Source organism: bacterium (genome assembly GCA_035549195.1).
In the GTDB taxonomy this organism is placed as follows: Bacteria; Oederibacteriota; Muellerivitia; order Muellerivitales; family Muellerivitaceae; genus DASZRK01.
The window spans coordinates 1-18,682 of the sequence record DASZRK010000036.1; the positions used below are offsets into that span (position 1 = coordinate 1).

Here is an 18,682-nt window from a genome sequence, read left to right on the forward strand (position 1 = left end):
ACCTTCCGCCACCTCGACGTCGACCTTCAGCGTGACCTCGACGCCCACCCTGACCGGCACGAACACCGCGACTTTCACCGTCACCTTGACGGCGACCCTGACACCTTCCGCTACCCCGACGTCGACCTTCACCGTGACCTCGACACCCACCCTGACCGGCACGAGCACCGAGACTTCCACCGCCACCTCGACCGCCACCCTGACGCCCACCTCCACCAGCACGGGAACGTCCACGAGCACCTCGACCACCACCCTGACCCCGACCTCCACCAGCACGGGAACGCCCACGAACACCCCGACATCCACTTCTTCGCGGACCCCGACCGCCACGGCGACTTCCACCTCCACCTTCACGCCTACTTCGACGGCAACAGGTACGGGCACTTCCACGGCGTCCTCGACGGCCACGAACACCGCAACCTCCACGGCCACCCGGACCGCGACCTCCACCGCGACCCTTACCCCGACCGCCACGGCCACTTCGACCGTCACCAATACCACGACCTCCACACCTTCCCGCACCCCGACCTTGACCCCCACCATCACCAACACCCCCGCGGCGACCGCCACCCCGACCCCCCGGACCATCACACTCAGCATTGTTACGGGCGGCCCGAACTTCGAGTACCAGGCTGCCGGGTTCACGAACGCCGCCAATGGGGTGTTGACCATGACAGCCCGAGTGGGGGATACGATCATCTTCCCGGCAAGCACCCTGCACCCGTTGCGCTTCGACGCGAACAACGCCACCTGCATCTACGCGGGAGTGACCTCCAACCAGACCTACGCGGTGACCGCCACCGGGACCTATTACTTCCATTGCCAGAACCACGTCCAAACCTGTTCCGCGGCGGTCTGTGGTTCGACCAATTGCACCGCTATGGCCGGTGTCTTGACCGTGACCCCTTAAATCCATCCTTTCCGGGCCCCCGTCCTCTCCACGGGGGCCTTTTCTGTTTTTACGGAAGTGTTATAGTTGGGCTTCCAAAATCCCACCGAGGAAGCCCATGACCCATATCCGTCTCGCCCACAGCCCCGACGCCGACGACGCCTTCATGTTCTATGGCCTGGCCAAGGACAAGATCGACACCGAGGGCATCACCTACGAACACATCCTCAAGGACATCCAGACCCTGAACGAATGGGCCAAGGAAGGCCGCATGGAGGTCACCGCCCTCTCGGCCCACGCCTACGCTTACGTGAAGGACAAATACGCCATCCTGAGCCACGGGGGGAGCATCGGGAAGAACTACGGGCCCATGGTCGTGGCCCGGGAGGCCCGGCCCCTGGAGTCCTTCAAGCGCATCGCGGTCCCCGGCAAGATGACGAGCGCTTTTTTGGCCCTCAAACTCCGCCATCCGGATTTCGAGGAAGTGGTCATGGACTTCGACGCCATCCAGCCCGCCGTGAAGGACGGGAAGGTGGAGGCGGGGCTCCTCATCCATGAGGGGCAATTGACCTACCAGAACGACGGACTTAAATGCGTGGTGGAACTGGGCCAATGGTGGTTCGAACGGACGAAACTGCCGCTTCCCATGGGCGTGAACGGCATCCGCCGGGACCTGCCGGAGGATGTGAAGGCCAAGGTCTCCAAGCACCTCAAACAGTCCATCCAGTATTCCCTCGACCACCGGGACGCGGCGCTCGATTACGCGCTGGCCTTCGGCCGGGGCCTGCCCCGGGACGTGGCCGACCGATTCGTCGGCATGTGGGTCAACGACCGCACGGTCGATATGGGCGAGGAGGGCCGCAAGGCCATCCGGACCTTCCTGGGGGAGGGTGAAACGAGGAAACTGATCCCCGCCGTGGGCGTGATCGAGTTCGTCAACTGAAGGCTTTTACCGCGCGGACGCGCAGACGTGGAGTGAACCCCTCGATGGCCGTACGGCGCCAAGCAAAACCATCTTGGTCCCTCTACGTCGTCGAATGCGCGGATGGGTCCTATTACACCGGCATCGCCAAGGACGTGGACAAGCGCATCGAAGCCCATAACACGGGCAAAGGCGCCAAATACACCGCCACCCACGGGCCCGTGACCCTGGTCTTCCAGGAAGCCCAGGCCAGCTATTCGGCGGCCCTGCGCCGCGAGTACCAGGTGAAGACCTTATCGAAAAAGCGGAAGGTGCGGTTCATCGGCGGGGAAAAATTGCCCAAACCGCCCCGGAAGGCGAAAATGACCTTCCAAAGGAACCAAAGGTCCAGGAAGTCCAAGGCTTGAACGGAGCCCCATGACCAAGCGCTACAATCTTTATATGCCCGGGGAGTACAGTTTCAAGGGCCATTTCCTGCCTTTGATCGAGAAGGCGGAACTGGACGCCTTCGAGGCGGATACCCATCGCTGGGGCATCCAGCGAAAGGACAACAACCACCTTTGCGTCTTCCTGGAACATTCCCTGAAAATGGGACCGTCCCATTTCACCCAAGGGGAAGAGACCGGACGTTTCGCGATCCAAGCCCCGAAAGACAAAGCCTTGTTCGAGAGGATCCTGGGTGACCGGAAGGAGGTCTCGGTCTTCGCCCTTTTCTACACGCCCCGCATGACCCCCTTGGCCTGGAAGGTGATGATCGAGCTGGCCGACGATCCGAAGATCCTGGTCATGGACGATGCCCGTAATTTCATGCCGGGCCCCGATTGCGCCCTGGAGTTGAAGGGGTTGATGGTTTAGTATCCGGGTGGAGCCGGACGAACCCAAGGAGACCCATGACCCCCCCCGATCCATCCCGTCCGGTGCTTGAGGTGGGCGCGGCCCTCATCTTCAAGGACGGCAAGTTCCTCATCACCCAGCGGCTGGACTCCGATTCCTTCGGCGGCCATTGGGAGCTGCCGGGGGGCAAGAAGGAACCCAACGAGACCCTGGAACAATGCGTGGTGCGGGAGCTCAAGGAAGAGCTGGACATCGAGATCGAGATCCAGCATTTCTTCCGGATCCTGACCTATCACTACCCCCAGCGGTCGGTGCGGTTGAACATCTTCTTCTGTTCCCATAAAAGCGGGGAGCCCAAGACCATCGAATGCCAGGCCTATGCCTGGGTCGATCCCAAGGACCTGCCCACCTATAAATTCCCCGAAGCCGACCACATCCTCATCCAGGAACTGTCCCAACGGAACGATTGGGACCGCTACCTGAAAAGCCTGAAATATCCCCATGAGTATTACGAGGGCATCCGGCTCTTCAATTCGGGGGAGTTCTTCGAATGCCACGAGATGCTGGAGGATATCTGGCACCCCTCGGAAGGCCAGGAACGCCTGCACTATCAGGGCATCATCCAGGCCGCCATCGCCCTGGAACATTTCAGGAAGGGTAACCATACGGGGGCCCTGGGTCTTTACGAGAAGGCCCTGGAGAAATGGGCCCAACTGCCGCCCCAGTTCATGGGGGTGGACCTGAAAGGGTTAAAAGAGAAGCTGGACCTCTTTTTCGGCGAGGTCCAAAAGGCCGGTCCGGCGGATATGGCGAAGGTGGACCGGGGCCTCATCCCGAAGATCCCTCTGCCGCCCCTTCAATAGTGATAGCTGAACGAGAGCCCTAAGTCCCCGCCGGTGTAGTCCACCTTGGCGGAGGTATAGCCCGGTGTTCCGATGAGCGAGGATGGGTTCAGGCCCATCTGGCCGCTCGGGTCGAAGGAAAGCACCAGGTTCTGGCCCGCCCCCACCCCTTCGATCCCGTCCCCATGGATGTTGTCGGTCGTGGCCCAGCGGCCGCGCAGGAAAGCGCTGGCCGAGAATTCATCGTCGATCGCCAATTCGAAGCCGCCCCCCAGGAATCCCCCGAAGCCTACGCCGCCCACTTGGCCCGCCTGTTGGGTGACCCCCGCATAGGTGATGTTGACGTTCACCAGGGTGTTGTAGAGGCCGGCCCCGCCCTTCGCGAAAAGCCGGAAGGACCCGAGCTTGAAGAACCGCATATATTCGGGTTGGACGGCGATCATGGTGGGCTGGAAGACCTCCAGGTACTGTCCCGTCGAGTCGGAAGCGGTCCCGCGGTAGCCGTTGAAGGCGGCTACGTTGAAATCCATTCCCCAAGCGTCGAGGGTGTCGAGCATGAAGCCGACCTCCAGGTCCACCATGGGGCCGAAACCGTCCAAGCTCCCGCCGGGGCTGTAGGCGGGGTTGTTCTTGATGAAGGCGGCGGGAGCCTTGGCCATGTCCCCGAGGGAGGCGGTGGCGGCCCCCAGGTCCACTTGGATCCAGGTCGGGGGCTTGCGGAAGACCCGGGGATAGGGGTCCGCCCTTTCCGCCTCCCAAATGAGCCGGGCCCGGATGGTCTCGGCCAGGTTCCAGACCTCGAAGTTGTCCGCGTGGATGGAAAGGCTTTGGTCGAAATATTCCAGGGCCCGGGGCTCCTGGTGGAGGAAGTAATAGGAATAGCCGATGAGCTGGGCCGCTTTCCAGAGGGTCGGGTCCTGCCGCAGGGCCTCCTTCAGGTAGGGGATGGCCTTCTCGTATTCATGCTGGGCATAAAGGCCGAAGCCGGCCACGTAATAGTCATTGGAAGTGGCCGCTTGGGAAATGGGCGAAATAGCGAGGAACAATAGAACCGCGAAAAGATTCCGCAAGGTCATTCAACCCCTTTGAAATAGGACGGGGTCATTGTCCCCGCAAAGTTGCGGGAAGGCAAAGGGAACGGGTCGGGCGGGACGGCGGATGGCGGGATGATCCCGGCGGGTGGGGGTCAAGGATGGCTTTGGCCGGCTTCCAGGTTCCTTTTCCACATGGGGAACTTGACCCGTTCCAGGGCGCTGTGGCGGGTCAGGCCCTTGAAGGCCTCCTCGTCCATCCGCGCGCCCCCTTCAAGGGTCAAGGCCAACACCTCGGGCCGAGGTTGGAAAGCGGGCTCCCGTCCGGCCGGCGCCTTTTGGTTATAAGGGCAGACCGTTTGGCAGAGGTCACAGCCCGCCAGGTAGCCATGAAGCTCCGCCTTTTCCGGCAAGGGACTGCGGTGCTCGAGGGTCAGATAGCTGATGCATTTGGTGGCGTTCAGGAGACCCGGTTCCTCCAGGGCCCCGACGGGACAGGCGTCCAGGCAGGACGTGCAGGTCTTGCAGAGGTCCTCGACCGGCGCATCGAAGGCCAGCTCGGCGTCGGTGAGGATCTCGCCCAGGAAGAGGAAGGACCCGTAGGTCCTGTTCAAAAGAAGGGTGTTCTTGCCGATCCAGCCCAGCCCCGCCCGCGCCGCGAACCCCCGCTCCAGGATGGGGCCGGTGTCCGCATAGGCCCTGGTCTTCGCGCCCGGGGAAAGTTCCGAGGATAGATGGCCGCCCAGGGCCTCGAGTTTTTCCCGGACCACCTCGTGATAATCCTGTCCCCAGGCGTAGCAGGAGATGGGGTGCTTTTCCAAAAGGGGGTAGTGCTCGGGGGCGGGGTTGTAGCTCAGGGCGACGCTCACGACCGAGAGCGCCCCGGGGAGGAGCGTCCGGGGATCGTGGCGTTCTTCCTTGCGCCGTTCCAAGTATCCCATCTCCCCCGCATAGCCCTTCCCCAGCCATTCAAGGAAGGAAGCGTGTTCGGGCACGGGACCGGCGGGGGAGACACCGCAAAGCTCGAAACCCAGTTCCCGGGCCTTTTGTTTCAGGCGGGAAGACCTTTCGGCCGGGGTCATTCGCGCCGCAGTTGCAGGTAGGTGAGGCCGCAGGCCGAGAGGCCGGCGAAGACCAGGACCACCAGGATGGTCCAGCGGTTGGGCCCTTCGACCCTGAGGAAGGCCACGAGGGCCCCCAGGGCGACGAGCCAGGCGAAGGCCACCCAGGCCCAATCGGAGGCCTTGCGGTCCCCGCTGTGGTGGGCCTGGAGCTTCAGGGAGAATTGCTGGAGGTTCAGGCGTTCCCGGGTGGTCCCGTGGTCCGCGAACCCGCCGACCTCCCGTAGGAGCGTCTCCACCACATAAAGCTGGAGTTCGCGGGCGGACAAGGGTGCGTCGGGCGAGATGGAGACCCGGTAGACCTTCGCGCCGGGGTCGAGGCTCAGGACGCATTCGCCATTGGAGCCATCGTGTTCGGTGAAGCGGATCGACTCCCAGCCGCTATCGGGCCCCTTCAGGGTGATCTCGACGGGGAAGCCCTTACGGTGCAGTTCCTCCATCAGCCGGGTGGCGACGGGCCGCTCCTGGGATTCGGGGGTGATGAGATAATCGGACAAAGGATGCTCCTCAAAACGTTCCGAACGGCCTCAAAAAAAAATCCCCCCGGCTCCGGGGGGATCGAACAGGGATCAAGGGGATGAACCCAGGTGATCGAAAGTCCTTATCGGCGTTTATCGGCGCTCATCCCTGTTGCTTAGCCGTTAGTTCTTCGCGCCGGCGGTCTCCACGTCCTTGCGGTAGTGGGGGGCCCAGCCGGACTGGTCCTTGAAGAGGCGCACGCAATGGATCTGCTTCTCGTCGGTCAGGTAAAAGCGGTGGAAGCGGTTGGCGGGCACCGAGATGTAATCCTTCGGTTCCACCAGGATCTTCATCCAGCGGTCGTCCAAGCTGCGGATCTCGAAGACCCCCGAGCCCCCGACCACGAAGCGGACCTCGTCGTCGGTGTGCAGGTGTTCGCCCACGAACTTGTCGCAAAGGGCCTGGAAATTGGGCATCTCGGGCCACATCTTCACCTGGTCCATGGTCACATAGCCGTTCTGCTTCATGATGCCTTCCAGGGGGGCTTTATAGGAGGCTTCGTCGGTGGGGAGGGTGAGATAGGTCACCCCTTGGCCGTTCAACTCCTCCGCCGTGATATTGGCTCCCGAATCCAACCAGATGGCCTTCATGAAAACCTCCCAAAAACGAATTTTAAGTTCTTAATTTTTAATTCTTAATGTTGGAGGTTTTGAATCAAGGATTCAAAACTCAAAATTAAGAATCAACCCTCTAAAGCAATGCCCAGCTGTTTCATGCGGCCCGCGGCCTCGAACAGGTAGTCGTAGCACTCGGCGTGGGTCTTGGCCTGTTTCCAATCCTTGCCCCAGACATAGACCCCGTGGCGCCGGACCAGCACCGCGTGGGACTTGGGGTTGTTCTTGATGGCTTCCTCCAGGGAGTCGGCCAGGTCGCACTCATAGGCCGTGTTGTCGATGATGGGGACCTCCAGGGTGTCGAAGGCGCCCATGCCCTCGATGCCCTTTTCCATCTCCATGTTCTTGATGCGGAACTGCTTGTCGAAGAGCAGGGTGGCGGTGACCGCGTTGATGGAGTGGCTGTGCAGGACCGCCCCGGCGCCCCGGATCTTGTAGGCGTGCATGAAGAGGGGGGCGCATTGGGAGAGCTTCAGGCCCCGGCCGGGTTCCTGGGTGATGTTACCGTCCAGGTCGAGGCTGAAGATGTCCTCGGGCGCGAGGCGTTCCTTCATCACCCCGCTGGGGGCCATATAGATGGTGTTCCCCTCGCGGATGGAGATGCCGCCGCCGGTGCCGGAAGCCCAGCCCAGGGTGTAGAAATTGCGGCAAAGCTCACAGACCAGTTCCTTGATCTTTTGGGGGGAGGCGGAAGAAGCGGCGTACTTGGCGGGGGTCTCTTCTTTAAGTTGTGATGTCATCGTAAGAAGAATTATCAGTTATCTTATTTTGAAGGTCAAGGGACAGGCCCTGAAGTTAACATGCATGGACCATCATGAACCATTATTCCTCCGAACTTTCCATCGTTGTCCGGGCGAAACCCGATCGGGTCTTTCAGGCCCTGACCGATTGGTCCCTCCGCGCCCAATGGCGCAAGGGGATCGTCCCCCAATGGGATGGGGAACCTCAGGCCCACGTGGGGCAGAAGGTCACCTTCAGGGTCCAAGGAGGTCCTTTCCCCTATGAGTTCTCCTTCCGGGTCACGGGCGTGGAAGCACCCCACATCCTTTACTTTGAATATGAGGGCGGGCCCTTGAAGGGTCGAGCGGCCCTGGAGGTCCGTTCGCAGGAGGACGGGACGAAGGCGACCCTGCATTGGATGAAGGTGGAGCCGGTCGGCCTGCTTCCGCGGTTGTTGTTCTCTTTGGGATGGGGAATGAAGGCACACCGAGCCCGGACGCTCGAAACCCTCCAGTTACTGAAGGGATACTTGGAAAGCCAGCCTGATCCAAGTCGTTGATTTAGCCCGACTTGCCCTCTTAAGATACCCTTCCTATTTTTAAGGTTCAGCCAACGCGACGCATGGGAGACGCCATGAGCAACCTCAACCAAGACCAGATCAAGCGCTACACCCGCCATATCCTGCTCCCGGAGGTCGGGGTGACCGGCCAGAAGAAGCTCCTGGACGCCAAGGTCCTCGTGGTCGGCGCGGGCGGCTTGGGCTGCCCCATTTCCCTCTATCTCGCCGCGGCCGGCGTGGGCACCATCGGTTTGGTCGATTTCGATACCGTGGACGCTTCCAATCTCCAACGCCAGGTCCTCTTCACCACCGAGGACGTGGGCAAGCCCAAGGTCGAGGCCGCCGCGAAGCGCCTCAAGGCCCTCAACCCCGACGTGACCATTAAGACCTACCAGGTCGCCTTGAAGAGCGACAACATCATGGACATCCTCAAGGAATACGACATGATCATCGACGGGACGGACAACTTCCCGACCCGTTACCTCACCAATGACGCGGCCGCCCTGCAGGGCAAGCCCAACATCTATGGCTCCATCTTCCGTTTCGACGGGCAAGTGACGGTCTTCAAGACGCCCGAGGGCCCTTGCTACCGCTGCCTTTATCCCGAACCGCCCCCGCCGGGGGAAGTGCCTTCCTGCGCCGAAGGCGGCGTCATGGGCGCCATGGTGGGGACCATCGGGGCCATCCAGGCCACCGAGGCCATCAAGCTCATCACGGGGGCGGGGAAACCCGCCATCGGCAAGTTCGTCATCTATAACTCATTGGACATGCAGTTCCGCAACCTCAAACTGCGCAAGGACCCCAAGTGCCCGCTTTGCGGGGAGAATCCCACCATCAAGGAATTGATCGACTATGAGCAGTTCTGCGGCATGAAGATCGAGGACACCCAGACCAAGCAGGTGGCCAAGGCCAAGGACGAGATCGACGCCTTGGAGCTGAAGGTGAAGATGGACGAGAAGCAGGACTTCTTCCTCTTGGATGTCCGCGAGCCCAACGAGTACGAGATCGCCAACATCAAGGGTTCCACGCTCATCCCCCTGTCCCAATTGCCCAACCGGTTCCATGAACTGGACAAGGTCAAGGGCAAGGAGATCGTGGTGCATTGCAAGAGCGGGGTGAGGAGCCAGAAGGCCATCCACTTCCTCAAGCAGCAGGGCTTCGACCACCTGGTGAACGTGGCGGGCGGGATCCTGGGCTGGAGCGACCAGGTCGACTCCTCGGTGCCCAAGTACTGAGGCCTTAGGGCCTTTTTTTCCTCTCGGGAGCCAGGAGTTCGGACCCGTCCTTCTCCTCGTCCCATCCCCGATCCTTTTTCCCCACGGGGACCAGTTCGCCCCCTTTCACCGGGCCTCCTGTCAAGCCCAACCTTAATCGTTCCAGTTCGTCCAAATGGGCCTGGATGGAACCCAGCAAGGGTTCGACCGAGTTCCTTTCCTCGGACCGCCGGTAGGCCTTGGTCAGCGAATGTTCCATCTCCATCTTCTCGAAGAATCTTTGGGAGGCTTCCGGTCCCAGGCCGATGGCGATGCCCTCGATGGCCTGACGCTGCCATTCCTTGGCCTTGAGGTAGGTCTCCTCCACTTTCGTTTCCCCGAAGAACCCGTGGCCCTGGTGGAGCAGGTGCTCCAGGTAGGCTTTGAAGAAATTTTTGGAGGTCTCGGCGACGAGCCTGTGGTGGCCGGCCCAATGTCCCAGGGCCAGGAACCAGAGAAGGGAGAGCCAGGCGATGACCCAGGCGTACCAGGGAACGGCCATCAGGGCGTCCCTTAAGAGGGCCACTTGGGGTGAGGGAAAGGGGATCAGGACCCAGGCCAGGACCTGCAATGGGGCCAGGAGCCAAAGGAGCGAGGGTCGTTGGAGGATGAGCTTGAGGACCTCGGCGCGTTCACGGAACCAGGAGAGCATGGGGGATTTTAGACCAATTCCCAACCGGCATGAAACCTTTCGGACCCCAAGGGCGTAAAGACCGGTATGCGAACACGACTTCCATACGTCTTTGGGATGGGCCTGGCGCTGGTTTCTTTCGGGACCTCCCCCACCTTTGCGAAGGGCGGTCCCATCCTCGTCGAGCTTTTCACGTCCCAGGGTTGTTCCAGCTGTCCCCCCGCCGAGGATTGGCTGAACGGGACAGGCATGAAGCTGTTCCAGGAGGGCAAGGTCATTCCCCTGGCCTTCCACGTGGACTATTGGGATTATTTGGGCTGGAAGGATACCTTTTCCTCTTCGGGGAACACCCATCGGCAGAGGCGCTACGCCGCCTTTTGGCAGAGCCGATCCATCTATACCCCCCAAATGGTCGTGCAGGGACGGGCGGGGTTCGTCGGCTCCGACGGTGACCAGGCGCAGAAAGAGATCGCGAAGGCCGGAAAGAAGACCGGGGAGTTCCCCTTCACCTGGAAGGTCCAGGGGGTGCCGGGCGGGCTCCAATTGGACCTCCATGGAACCCCACCCGAAGGGGTCGAGGCCGTGGCAGCGCTGTTCCAGAACGGTTGCGTGACGAAAGTGGGGCGGGGTGAGAACGCCGGACGGACGCTTATCGAAAATTTCGTGGTCCGCCAGTGGGGCCCGGTCCCGCGGGATCACGAGGGGAAGTATCAGGCCCGGTTCCAGGTCCCCGAAGGCGCGGACCTTAAGGACCTTGGTCTCGCGGTCTTTCTCCAGGATCCGATGGACCTGGGCGTATCGTCGGCCCATTGCCTTTTTCCTTTATCGATAAAGCGGTCCTAGGCCTTCGTCCTTTAGGAAATCCATTTCCTCCGTATAATCCCTGTCATGAAATGCCCCGAGTGCGATTCCAACCAGCCGGACAATGCGGCGACCTGCTCCCAGTGCGGGTTGAGCTTCGAGGCCTGGAGGGAGTTGAACCCCATCGAAGCCTCGGTCATGGGCGAGGATATGGCTTTTCCCGAGAAGCCCGACGACCCCGGCCCGGAAAAGGAACCGGAAAAAGAGCCCGAGCCCGTCCCGGCTGCCGAACTTGAGCCCAAGAAAGAAGAAAAGGACGAGGAACCGGCCGAGGCGAAAGCCCCGAAGGAAAAAAAGTCCATTCCCCTGGGACTGATCCTCGGGGTCCTGGGTGGCTTGGCAGTGGTCGGCGGTTTGGCCGTCCTTCTTTTGAAGGATTCTTCGGCGTCCTCCAAGGCTCCGGTCGTGGCCGAACCCGTCCCGGTGGACCCCAGCCCGACGCTGTCCATTCCTCCCACCTTTTCGCCGACCCCGACCGTGGCGGCCATGGCCCCGGCCGGAAAGCCAGCGCCCGTGACCCAACCGGCGGCGCCCGAACCGACCCACGCCCCGACCCCCCGTCCCCAACCGACGGAGACCCCGACCGCGACCGACATTCCTTTGGATGATGACGGCGCCGACAACGCCCAGGACCCGGCGGCGGCCTCCGAAGCGGCTCCTGCCGCCTCCCAGCCTGGGGACCTGTTGGAATCCTCCGAGGCCGCGCCCAGCGCCACGCCCACCTCCGCCGAGTCCGCACCGGCCCCTTAAGCTCCCCGGCTTTCCATCCCCGGACCCACCCTTTATGATGGGCCCGTCGCCCCATGAAAGGTTTCCATGGAACCCACCCCCAAAGAGATCGGCCTGGCCCGGGTGGTCTTCGAAAGCCGGTTCAAGGCCTTCGTTGATTACCAAAGCCCCGAGCCCGAAGCCCTGTCCCGGGAAAGGGACGCCATCCAGCTCTTCGCCCTGGCCTTGGTGCGGATCCTTTTCCTCCTGGGGGAGAACAAACAGGCGCCGATGCTGCTTCAATATGTCCAGACCGCCATGGGGGACACGGTGACGCCCCAGGGCCTGAAGCGTCCCGCCATCCTGGGTCCCGGGCAGGAACTTTTGACCGACCTGCCGGAAAAGCCAGAGCGAGGAGTGCTCCTGCGGCTGATGCAGGAAGAAGGCTCCCGATTGGCCGAGATCCAGCTCCCCACGGGGGATGAGGGGCACTATTACCCCACCACGGCCATCCTCTTCTTCCAATACCTCATCAAGACCTTGTCGGATCCCTCCCTCTTCTTCCTCATCCTGGTCCTGGGCGGCCTGATGGAATATTACGAGAAGATCGGGAAGACGAACGACCTGAGCGCCCTCACTGGGGCCCCCGCCCATGCCTTCTCCACGGCCATCCGCTATATCGACGAGGAACGCCGCAGGCAACAGCCGCCCGCCGGCCCCTCAGCCAACTGACATGGACCCGCATCTAGCGGAGCGGGCCCGCGCGCTTTTCTTCGAGGCCTTCGGGGGGGAGCCGGCGGTCACGGTATCCGCTCCGGGCCGGGTCAACCTCATCGGGGAGCATACCGACTATAACGAAGGCTTCGTCCTTCCCATGGCGGTGGACCGGGGCGTGGTGATGGCCGCCCGCCGGCGGGACGACGCCAAGGTCCTCCTCCATTCCGCCGACTACCGCCAAAGGGCGGAGTTCCTCCTGGAGCCCCTGCGCCCCGACCCCGAGCATCCTTGGGCCGATTACATGAAGGGCGTGGCCTTGGGCCTGCGCCAGAGCGGGCGCCCCTTGGGCGGTTTCGAGGCGCTCATCCTGGGGGACCTGCCCCAAGGCGCGGGATTGAGCTCCTCGGCGGCGCTGGAAGTGGCCGGCGAGGTCCTCTTGCGGCGGCTCTTCGGATTTTCCCTGGATGACCTGGAACTGGTGCGGCTGGCCCAAAAGGCCGAGAACGAGTTCGTGGGCGTCCAATGCGGCATCATGGACCAGTTCGCTTCCCACTTGGGGGCCCAGGGCTGCGCTCTTTTCCTCGACTGCCGGAGCCTGGAATACGACTGGGTGCCCCTGGGGGAGGACCTTAAGGCCGTGGTCTTCAACACGGGGGTGAAGCGGGAACTGGCCTCGTCCGATTACAACGTGAGGCGGCAGCAATGCGCCGAGGGGGTCCGCCAGTTCGCCCGTTTCGTGCCGGGCCTCACTTCCTTAAGGGACCTGTCGCTCTGCGACCTGGAGAAGCACCAGGCCCAGGTGGAGCCCTTGGTCCTGAAGCGCTGCCGCCACGTGGTGGGAGAGAACCAGCGGGTGCTGGACGCGGTGGAGGCCTTCCGGAACCGGGACCTGGGCCGGATCAAGACCTTGTTCCGCGAGTCCCACGAATCCCTGCGGGACGACTACGAGGTCAGCTGCCCCGAACTGGACGCGCTGGTGGAAGCGGCCCAGGAGCACCCCTTGCAGAAGGGGTCCCGCATGACCGGGGGCGGTTTCGGGGGCTGCACGGTCCACCTGGTCCCCCAGGACGAGGCGGTCATCCAGAATTTCATCTCCTTCGTCTCGCAGGACTATGAAAAACGTTTCGGCCGAAGGCCCGAGAGCTATGTGTTCTCGCCCGCGGCAGGGGCCAAGTTCCTTAACGAAAGCTGACAGCTGTCAGCTGATAGCTGGCAGCTCGTGATAGGCATTGCATCATCGAACATCATTTGGACCTTCGAACCGGAGGATGGATTGAAACCAAGTTTAGTGATCATGGCCGCCGGGATGGGGAGCCGCTACGGCGGCCTCAAACAGATGGAGGCCATGGGTCCCCATGGGGCCGCCATCCTCGATTACTCCATCCACGACGCCCTTAAAAGCGGGTTCGGGAAGGTCGTCTTCATCATCCGTAAGGACCTGAGGAAGGATTTCCGCCGCCTCGTCGGGAAGAAATGGGAAAAGAAAGCCCCGGTCCGCTACGTCTTCCAGGAACTGGAACTTCTTCCCAAGGGGTTCCCTGTTCCCCCGGGCCGCCAGAAACCCTGGGGCACGGCCCATGCCATCTGGGCGGCGCGGGAAGCTGTCGGGGAACCCTTCGCCGCCATCAATGCGGACGACTTCTATGGCCGGGGTTCCTTCGAGACCCTGGGGAAGTTCCTGGCCCATGTCCCGACCGGTCCCCAACCCACCTTCGCCATGGTGGGGTTCCCTCTTTCCAAGACCCTCTCGGAGCACGGCACGGTGGCCCGGGGCGTCTGTGTCCTGGGGCCGGGCAGGTCCTTAAGGAAGGTCGTGGAGAGGACCCGGATCGCCCAAACGGGCCGTTCGATCCACTACCTCGATGAAAAAGGAAGGAAGCATCCCCTGGGGCCATCCGCCACGGTCTCGATGAACATGTGGGGCTTCACCCCGGAGCTGTTCCCCTTGTTGGATGGGGAACTGGTGAAATTCCTCAAAAGCCGGGGCCGGGAGCCGAAGTCGGAGTTCCTCATCCCCCGGGTCGTGGACCAGGCCTTGGCGGAAAAAAGGATCGGGGTCCGTGTCTTGCCGACCCGGTCCCAATGGTTCGGGGTGACCTATCCCGAGGACAAGGCCAGGGTCCAGGCGCGCCTGCGCGAGCTGACCGTGAAAAAGGCCTACCCGGCGCGGCCTTGGGGCTGAGGGTTCAGAATCCCTGGAGCCTCTCGCGGGCGGTTTCGGCCTCGGGGCCCGAAAACCCGGCGGCCTCCCGGTAATAGATCCCGGCTTCCTTCCTCTTACCGGTTTTCTCCAGCACCTCGCCCAGGGTCAGCAGGGTCGCCGGATCCTTGGGGTCCTTTCGAAGGAGCCTCAGCAGGCACTTGAGGGCCGCCTTCAGGTCCCCCCGCCTCGCGTAGCAGACCGCCCGCCCCCTTTCAAAGGACCGCCGCGTTGGGAAATAGGTGGCGCCCAGCTTCGCGAGCCGAAGCGCCCGTTCGGTCGCTTCCTCATTCTCCAGCCCCAATTCCCGGTCGATGGCCTCTTGCAGGCGGTCGGTGATGAGGTGGGAAGGGGGTTGGGGCGGTGGGCCCTTTTCCCATCGGAAACGAACCGGGTACCGGTCCTCCATCTGAAGGGTCTGGACCCAAAGATCGTACGCGTGGGTGAAACGACCTTTTTCCCCGTAAAGATCGGCCAACCGGAAGCGCGCGTCCAGGCGCCAAGGATCCTTTCGCAGAACCTCTTCCCATAGCGCGGTCCCATCCGTCTCCACCACCGGGGGCGGGTCCGGGCGGACCAGGGTCTTGGGCGCGCAACTTCCCAGGAACATCGCGATGGAAAGACAACCCAAGAAAGGGGGAGCGAAGCGCATCAAGAGCGGCGCGCTCCTAAGAGGCCGCGGACCCAACGGTTGGCCGGGACCTCGAAGAATCGATAGGAAAGATAGGCGAGGGCCAGGGTCGCCCCGGCGTAAAGCGCGTAGGCCAGGAACCCGTCCATCCCTGAGATCAGGGGCCAAAAGAGGAACAAGAACAACGGGTGAAGCAGGTAGCCCCCATAACAAAGGATCCCCGGAAGGGCCAGCGGCTTCCAGATCGGCCAGCGAAAAAGGTCCAGGTGGAAGCCCCCCAGAAGGAAAAGGAAGACCCCCCAGGTGATGGAGGGAGATCCCACGATATGCCCCCAAAAATCGGCCTTGTAGTCCTGGTGGAGAAAGGCGGCGAGGAAAAGGGAAAGGCCCGCGAGGGTTGTCAGGACCGAGACGCCTTTGTGCCTCTCCAGGGCGGGCCCGAAACGGCGGGATGCCAGTTCGAGAAGGCAGCCGGTGGCGATGGCCCCGAAGGGAGCCAGCCCCCCCAGGATGGGCACTTCGACATGGGGGAAATAAAAGGTCCGAGCAGCCATGAAGACCGGCGGGAAGAAGATGAGCATCAGGAGGAAGGCCTTCAGCCTTTTCTCGTTCCCCAGCTTTTTCAGCAGGAAGGGATAGGCGAAATAGAATTGTTCTTCCACTGAGAGGGACCAGAGGATATCCCAATGGAGCCCGTAATCGGGCGAGGCCCCGGGCCAGAGGGGTTTGAACCAATTGAAGGTGAAGGTGGGGATGGAGAGCCAGAAAGGAAGGCTGAAGACCGCTCCCGGATGGTGGAAGACATATTCATAGGGGTGGCCGGGACAGGGAAAAGCCAGGAAGAGGGCCCCCCAAAGGACGGTCAGGGCCAGGAGGGGCAGGATGCGGCCGGCGCGTCTCGAGTAGAATTCCCGAAAGTCGGGATCGAAGAGCCCCCGGGACCCTTGGGCGATCAACCGGGTGATGACGTAGCCCGAGAGCACGAAGAAGACCGTCACCCCATATCCCCCGTTGATCCAGAGCCGGTACCAGAGGCGGTCCAGGATGGGCGAGGAAGCCGGGGCGGTGATGTACTGGAAGCCCAGGTGATGGACCATGACCGTCAGGATGGCGAAGGAGCGCAGCAGGTCGACGAGGAGGATCCGGCCCGGGCCCTTCCGGTCCTTCAAGGGCGGATCTCTTGGAACCAATAAAGGAGGTAGACGAAGCCCGCGATGATCACCAGGAGGTTCACCAGGCTGGAGATGCCGTGGGCCTTCCCGAATTCCTTCGAGAGCGCTGCGACCTTTTCCTGGTCGGCGGAGGCGTTGGTCCTTTGCAGGGCCTCCTCGGCGGCCTGGCGTTCCAGCCGGAGGTTGGCGACCTTGGGGCCGGCCCAAAGGCCTTGGGCCAGGGAGAAGAGGAGCATCAGGCAGAGGGCGGTGATGCGCACGCAATCCTGGGGGACATAATCCTTCAAGGGGTGAAGGATGTGATAAGTGACCACCATCACGGCGCCACAAACGTAGCCGATCAAGTAATAGACGGGGAAGAGGTGGCTTTGGACCTCCCCGAAAAGGGGCCGGGAGAGGGATTTGAAGAGGACGGGCGCCTGGACGAAGGTGAAGAAAAGGATGGTCCCGTACCAGAAGATGAAGGTGAAGAAGTTCAGGAACCGCAAGAAGACCATGGATGCCTCCGGGCTTGGCCGGTCCTATAATTGGACGGCCGTTCTTCAAGACCAGCGATCAGGGAATCGACCGTGACCGGACCATCATCCCCCATTCGAATCGTTTTTCCAAGGACCGGCCAGTCCTGCGAAGTGGACCACGACGATACCCTGGTGGACGCCACCTTCCGTTACGACCTGCCCATCCGTTACCGTTGCGAGCGGGCGGTCTGCGCGACCTGCCTGGTGGAGGTCCTGGAGGGGATGGGGAACCTGTCGCCTATCGAGGAGCGGGAAGCCCAGACGCTGAAGGCCATCGGGGCCCAACCGAACTGGCGCCTGTCCTGCCAGGTCTCGGTGCTGGGGGATGTCCAACTGGACTATCTCCCCATCACGGACCCGCGCCGCCAAGCCGCCCGGGACGGGAACGACCGGGCCCTCTGACCTTTCGGTCGAAGGTTCCCGGGCAGTTCCTTTACGTTCGCCCCCTCGAGCGGCCCTGGGTCCCTCAGGGCGCGCGTGGATCCTTATAGGTTCTCCAGGACTTCCTTTACATGGTCCTTGACGCTCACGGGCGACCAAACTTTTTTCACCTTGCCCGCCTTGTCGATGATCAGGGTGGTCCGGACGATGCCCATGAACTCCCGACCCATGAACTTCTTTTTCTGCCAGACCCCATAGGCCTTCAACATTTTGAGATCCTCGTCCGACAGGAGGGTGAAGGGGAGCTTGTACTTCTCCTTGAAGGTGACATGTCGCTTCACCGGATCGGCGCTTACCCCCAGGATCACCGCGCCCTTTTTCTTGACCGCGCCCCAATGGTCGCGGAAGTCGCAGGCTTCCTGGGTACAGCCGGGCGTCATATCCTTGGGATAGAAATAAAGGACGACGGTCTTGCCCTTCAGGTCGGAGAGGGAGACCTCCTGGCCTTGGTCGTCCGACAGGGTGAAATCGGGAGCTTTTTGACCTTCCTTGAGCATGGGAACCTCCGGTGGGAATGGGCGTCATCATTGGAGAGGGAAGGCAGGAATGCAAGATTCCAAGATCCAAGGTTCCTGGACGAACTTGGAAAGAAGGAGGTGTAAAAACAGTGTAAAAATTGACTCAAAAAGGACAAATTTGTCCAAATTTTATTGGCCAATGGTCATTATTCCCTTAAATATAACGATTTTATGCATAGTTTACGTGTGAGTATAGATTAATAGGAACATTTGCCCTATAGTAACCTCCAACTCAAATCCTCCCTATTCACTCAACGGAAGTGCCAAAGGAGAAAAGTCATGAACTTCTATTTTTCGCTGTTCGAGCTGATGGAGACGGTCGATCGATTGGAGAAGAACATCCAGCATCTGGCCAGCCGGGCCTTAAGGATCAGTCCCCGGGACGCCCGGGCCAACCGTGAGCTGTTGGAACAATGCGAGATGAAGATCCGGGAAACACGCCTGCTGCTCAACAACAAGACCCATATCAGCAAGATCACCCTGCGCAAGGCATCCCTTCTCTTCCAGCTTTTGGAGACCTACTATCGCCGGGTCCTCCATCTTTCGGCTTCCACGACCGACCTGGAGTTCGAGGATGAGACATCGGCCCGGACCTTGTGGAACCTGCTTTCCACGGCCCAACGCCAATACCAGGCCCTGGTGAAGACCCTTTTCGACCTGACGGGGATCCCTGTTTCCCTGAACCTGGACGGTACGGTGGAAGAGGGGGCCCATGGGCTCGCCGGGATCCTCCAAAAAGAAGCCGGTTTCCAGCAGGACGCCCTCAAGGTCCTGGACAAGGCCATCGAGGTTTTCGGCGAGGAGCAGGAACTGGCGGACCAATTGGCCCGCGACCGCAAGGAGCTCCTGGACCTGAAGCGCCGCTTGAAGCACCAGGGTACCCCCGAGAAAACCGAGGCTCCCAAGGCGGAAAAGCCGCAGGCCCGTTTGGCGCCCCTGGCCCCCGCCCCGGCCAAGATCTAAGGGCGGTCCGGCAGGCGT

Annotated in this window: 23 protein-coding genes and 1 pseudogene; 14 read left to right on the forward strand and 10 right to left on the reverse strand. The window is 61.7% G+C overall.

All coding sequences use genetic code 11. The features are described from left to right. The 5 genes and pseudogenes from VHE12_07725 to mutT all read left to right on the forward strand — a co-directional run. Positions 1–910: hypothetical protein (locus tag VHE12_07725; protein ID HVZ80674.1), on the forward strand; the 910-nt coding region annotated here is incomplete at its 5' end. A 97-nt stretch (positions 911–1,007) separates the two neighbouring features. Then, entirely contained in the window at positions 1,008–1,832 is an 825-nt protein-coding gene (locus VHE12_07730; protein ID HVZ80675.1) for an MqnA/MqnD/SBP family protein, read from the forward strand. Between the two features lie 44 nt (positions 1,833–1,876). Continuing rightward, a pseudogene (locus VHE12_07735) lies at positions 1,877–2,134 on the forward strand (GIY-YIG nuclease family protein). A gap of 94 nt (positions 2,135–2,228) precedes the next feature. Continuing rightward, complete coding sequence (locus VHE12_07740; protein ID HVZ80676.1) at positions 2,229–2,666, forward strand: hypothetical protein; 438 nt, start codon at positions 2,229–2,231, stop codon at positions 2,664–2,666. A 35-nt stretch (positions 2,667–2,701) separates the two neighbouring features. Beyond that, positions 2,702–3,508: an 8-oxo-dGTP diphosphatase MutT gene (gene mutT / locus VHE12_07745; GenBank protein HVZ80677.1), complete on the forward strand. Its 807-nt coding sequence runs from the start codon at positions 2,702–2,704 to the stop codon at positions 3,506–3,508. Here the strand turns inward: mutT and VHE12_07750 are convergent. The 5 genes from VHE12_07750 to mtnB form a co-directional block, all read right to left on the reverse strand. Next, positions 3,502–4,563, reverse strand: a complete 1,062-nt coding sequence (locus VHE12_07750; GenBank protein ID HVZ80678.1) for a hypothetical protein — start codon at positions 4,561–4,563, stop codon at positions 3,502–3,504. The two genes, mutT and VHE12_07750, sit on opposite strands and share 7 nt — an antisense overlap. 110 nt (positions 4,564–4,673) lie before the next feature. Beyond that, a complete protein-coding gene (gene queG / locus VHE12_07755) occupies positions 4,674–5,600 on the reverse strand; it encodes a tRNA epoxyqueuosine(34) reductase QueG (GenBank protein HVZ80679.1) in 927 nt (308 codons plus the stop codon). Further along, positions 5,597–6,136, reverse strand: a complete 540-nt coding sequence (locus VHE12_07760) for a hypothetical protein (protein HVZ80680.1) — start codon at positions 6,134–6,136, stop codon at positions 5,597–5,599. Before VHE12_07760 ends, queG begins: the two co-directional genes overlap by 4 nt. 144 nt (positions 6,137–6,280) lie before the next feature. Then, positions 6,281–6,748 (reverse strand): acireductone dioxygenase, encoded by a 468-nt coding sequence (locus tag VHE12_07765; GenBank protein ID HVZ80681.1) that lies wholly within the window; start codon positions 6,746–6,748, stop codon positions 6,281–6,283. Positions 6,749–6,840: 92 nt separating this feature from the next. After that, complete coding sequence (mtnB, locus tag VHE12_07770) at positions 6,841–7,512, reverse strand: methylthioribulose 1-phosphate dehydratase (protein ID HVZ80682.1); 672 nt, start codon at positions 7,510–7,512, stop codon at positions 6,841–6,843. A 74-nt stretch (positions 7,513–7,586) separates the two neighbouring features. Here mtnB and VHE12_07775 point away from each other — a divergent pair, with 74 nt between their 5' ends. Together VHE12_07775 and moeB are read left to right on the forward strand one after the other, a co-directional pair. After that, positions 7,587–8,051: an SRPBCC domain-containing protein gene (locus VHE12_07775; GenBank protein HVZ80683.1), complete on the forward strand. Its 465-nt coding sequence runs from the start codon at positions 7,587–7,589 to the stop codon at positions 8,049–8,051. A gap of 74 nt (positions 8,052–8,125) precedes the next feature. After that, positions 8,126–9,286: a molybdopterin-synthase adenylyltransferase MoeB gene (gene moeB / locus VHE12_07780; protein HVZ80684.1), complete on the forward strand. Its 1,161-nt coding sequence runs from the start codon at positions 8,126–8,128 to the stop codon at positions 9,284–9,286. A gap of 4 nt (positions 9,287–9,290) precedes the next feature. Here the strand turns inward: moeB and VHE12_07785 are convergent, their stop codons facing one another. Further along, positions 9,291–9,956: a hypothetical protein gene (locus VHE12_07785; GenBank protein ID HVZ80685.1), complete on the reverse strand. Its 666-nt coding sequence runs from the start codon at positions 9,954–9,956 to the stop codon at positions 9,291–9,293. A gap of 66 nt (positions 9,957–10,022) precedes the next feature. Between VHE12_07785 and VHE12_07790 the strand changes: the two genes are divergently transcribed. From VHE12_07790 to VHE12_07810, 5 genes are all read left to right on the forward strand, one after another. Further along, positions 10,023–10,778 (forward strand): DUF1223 domain-containing protein, encoded by a 756-nt coding sequence (locus VHE12_07790; protein HVZ80686.1) that lies wholly within the window; start codon positions 10,023–10,025, stop codon positions 10,776–10,778. Positions 10,779–10,823: 45 nt separating this feature from the next. Beyond that, the gene (locus VHE12_07795; protein HVZ80687.1) at positions 10,824–11,546 is read left to right on the forward strand and encodes a hypothetical protein; all 723 of its coding nucleotides are present in this window, start codon (positions 10,824–10,826) and stop codon (positions 11,544–11,546) included. Positions 11,547–11,612: 66 nt separating this feature from the next. Beyond that, positions 11,613–12,236 carry a hypothetical protein gene (locus VHE12_07800; GenBank protein HVZ80688.1) on the forward strand — a complete coding sequence of 208 codons (624 nt, stop codon included), beginning with the start codon at positions 11,613–11,615 and terminating at the stop codon, positions 12,234–12,236. Position 12,237: 1 nt separating this feature from the next. Next, positions 12,238–13,413, forward strand: a complete 1,176-nt coding sequence (locus VHE12_07805) for a galactokinase (GenBank protein HVZ80689.1) — start codon at positions 12,238–12,240, stop codon at positions 13,411–13,413. 81 nt (positions 13,414–13,494) lie between these two features. Beyond that, positions 13,495–14,403: a sugar phosphate nucleotidyltransferase gene (locus VHE12_07810; GenBank protein HVZ80690.1), complete on the forward strand. Its 909-nt coding sequence runs from the start codon at positions 13,495–13,497 to the stop codon at positions 14,401–14,403. A 4-nt stretch (positions 14,404–14,407) separates the two neighbouring features. Here the strand turns inward: VHE12_07810 and VHE12_07815 are convergent, their stop codons facing one another. The 3 genes from VHE12_07815 to VHE12_07825 are packed head-to-tail and all read right to left on the reverse strand — an operon-like array spanning position 14,408 to position 16,721. Beyond that, positions 14,408–15,073 carry a tetratricopeptide repeat protein gene (locus tag VHE12_07815; protein HVZ80691.1) on the reverse strand — a complete coding sequence of 222 codons (666 nt, stop codon included), beginning with the start codon at positions 15,071–15,073 and terminating at the stop codon, positions 14,408–14,410. Then, complete coding sequence (locus VHE12_07820; GenBank protein HVZ80692.1) at positions 15,073–16,221, reverse strand: acyltransferase; 1,149 nt, start codon at positions 16,219–16,221, stop codon at positions 15,073–15,075. Before VHE12_07820 ends, VHE12_07815 begins: the two co-directional genes overlap by 1 nt. Beyond that, complete coding sequence (locus tag VHE12_07825; protein HVZ80693.1) at positions 16,218–16,721, reverse strand: DUF4149 domain-containing protein; 504 nt, start codon at positions 16,719–16,721, stop codon at positions 16,218–16,220. The genes VHE12_07820 and VHE12_07825 overlap by 4 nt, the downstream gene beginning before the upstream one ends. Positions 16,722–16,793: 72 nt before the next feature. Between VHE12_07825 and VHE12_07830 the strand changes: the two genes are divergently transcribed. After that, positions 16,794–17,144: a 2Fe-2S iron-sulfur cluster-binding protein gene (locus VHE12_07830; protein HVZ80694.1), complete on the forward strand. Its 351-nt coding sequence runs from the start codon at positions 16,794–16,796 to the stop codon at positions 17,142–17,144. A gap of 83 nt (positions 17,145–17,227) precedes the next feature. Here the strand turns inward: VHE12_07830 and bcp are convergent, their stop codons facing one another. Continuing rightward, positions 17,228–17,680: a thioredoxin-dependent thiol peroxidase gene (gene bcp, locus VHE12_07835; GenBank protein HVZ80695.1), complete on the reverse strand. Its 453-nt coding sequence runs from the start codon at positions 17,678–17,680 to the stop codon at positions 17,228–17,230. A 300-nt stretch (positions 17,681–17,980) separates the two neighbouring features. Between bcp and VHE12_07840 the strand changes: the two genes are divergently transcribed. Then, entirely contained in the window at positions 17,981–18,664 is a 684-nt protein-coding gene (locus VHE12_07840) for a hypothetical protein (protein HVZ80696.1), read from the forward strand. Positions 18,665–18,682 lie beyond the last annotated feature (18 nt).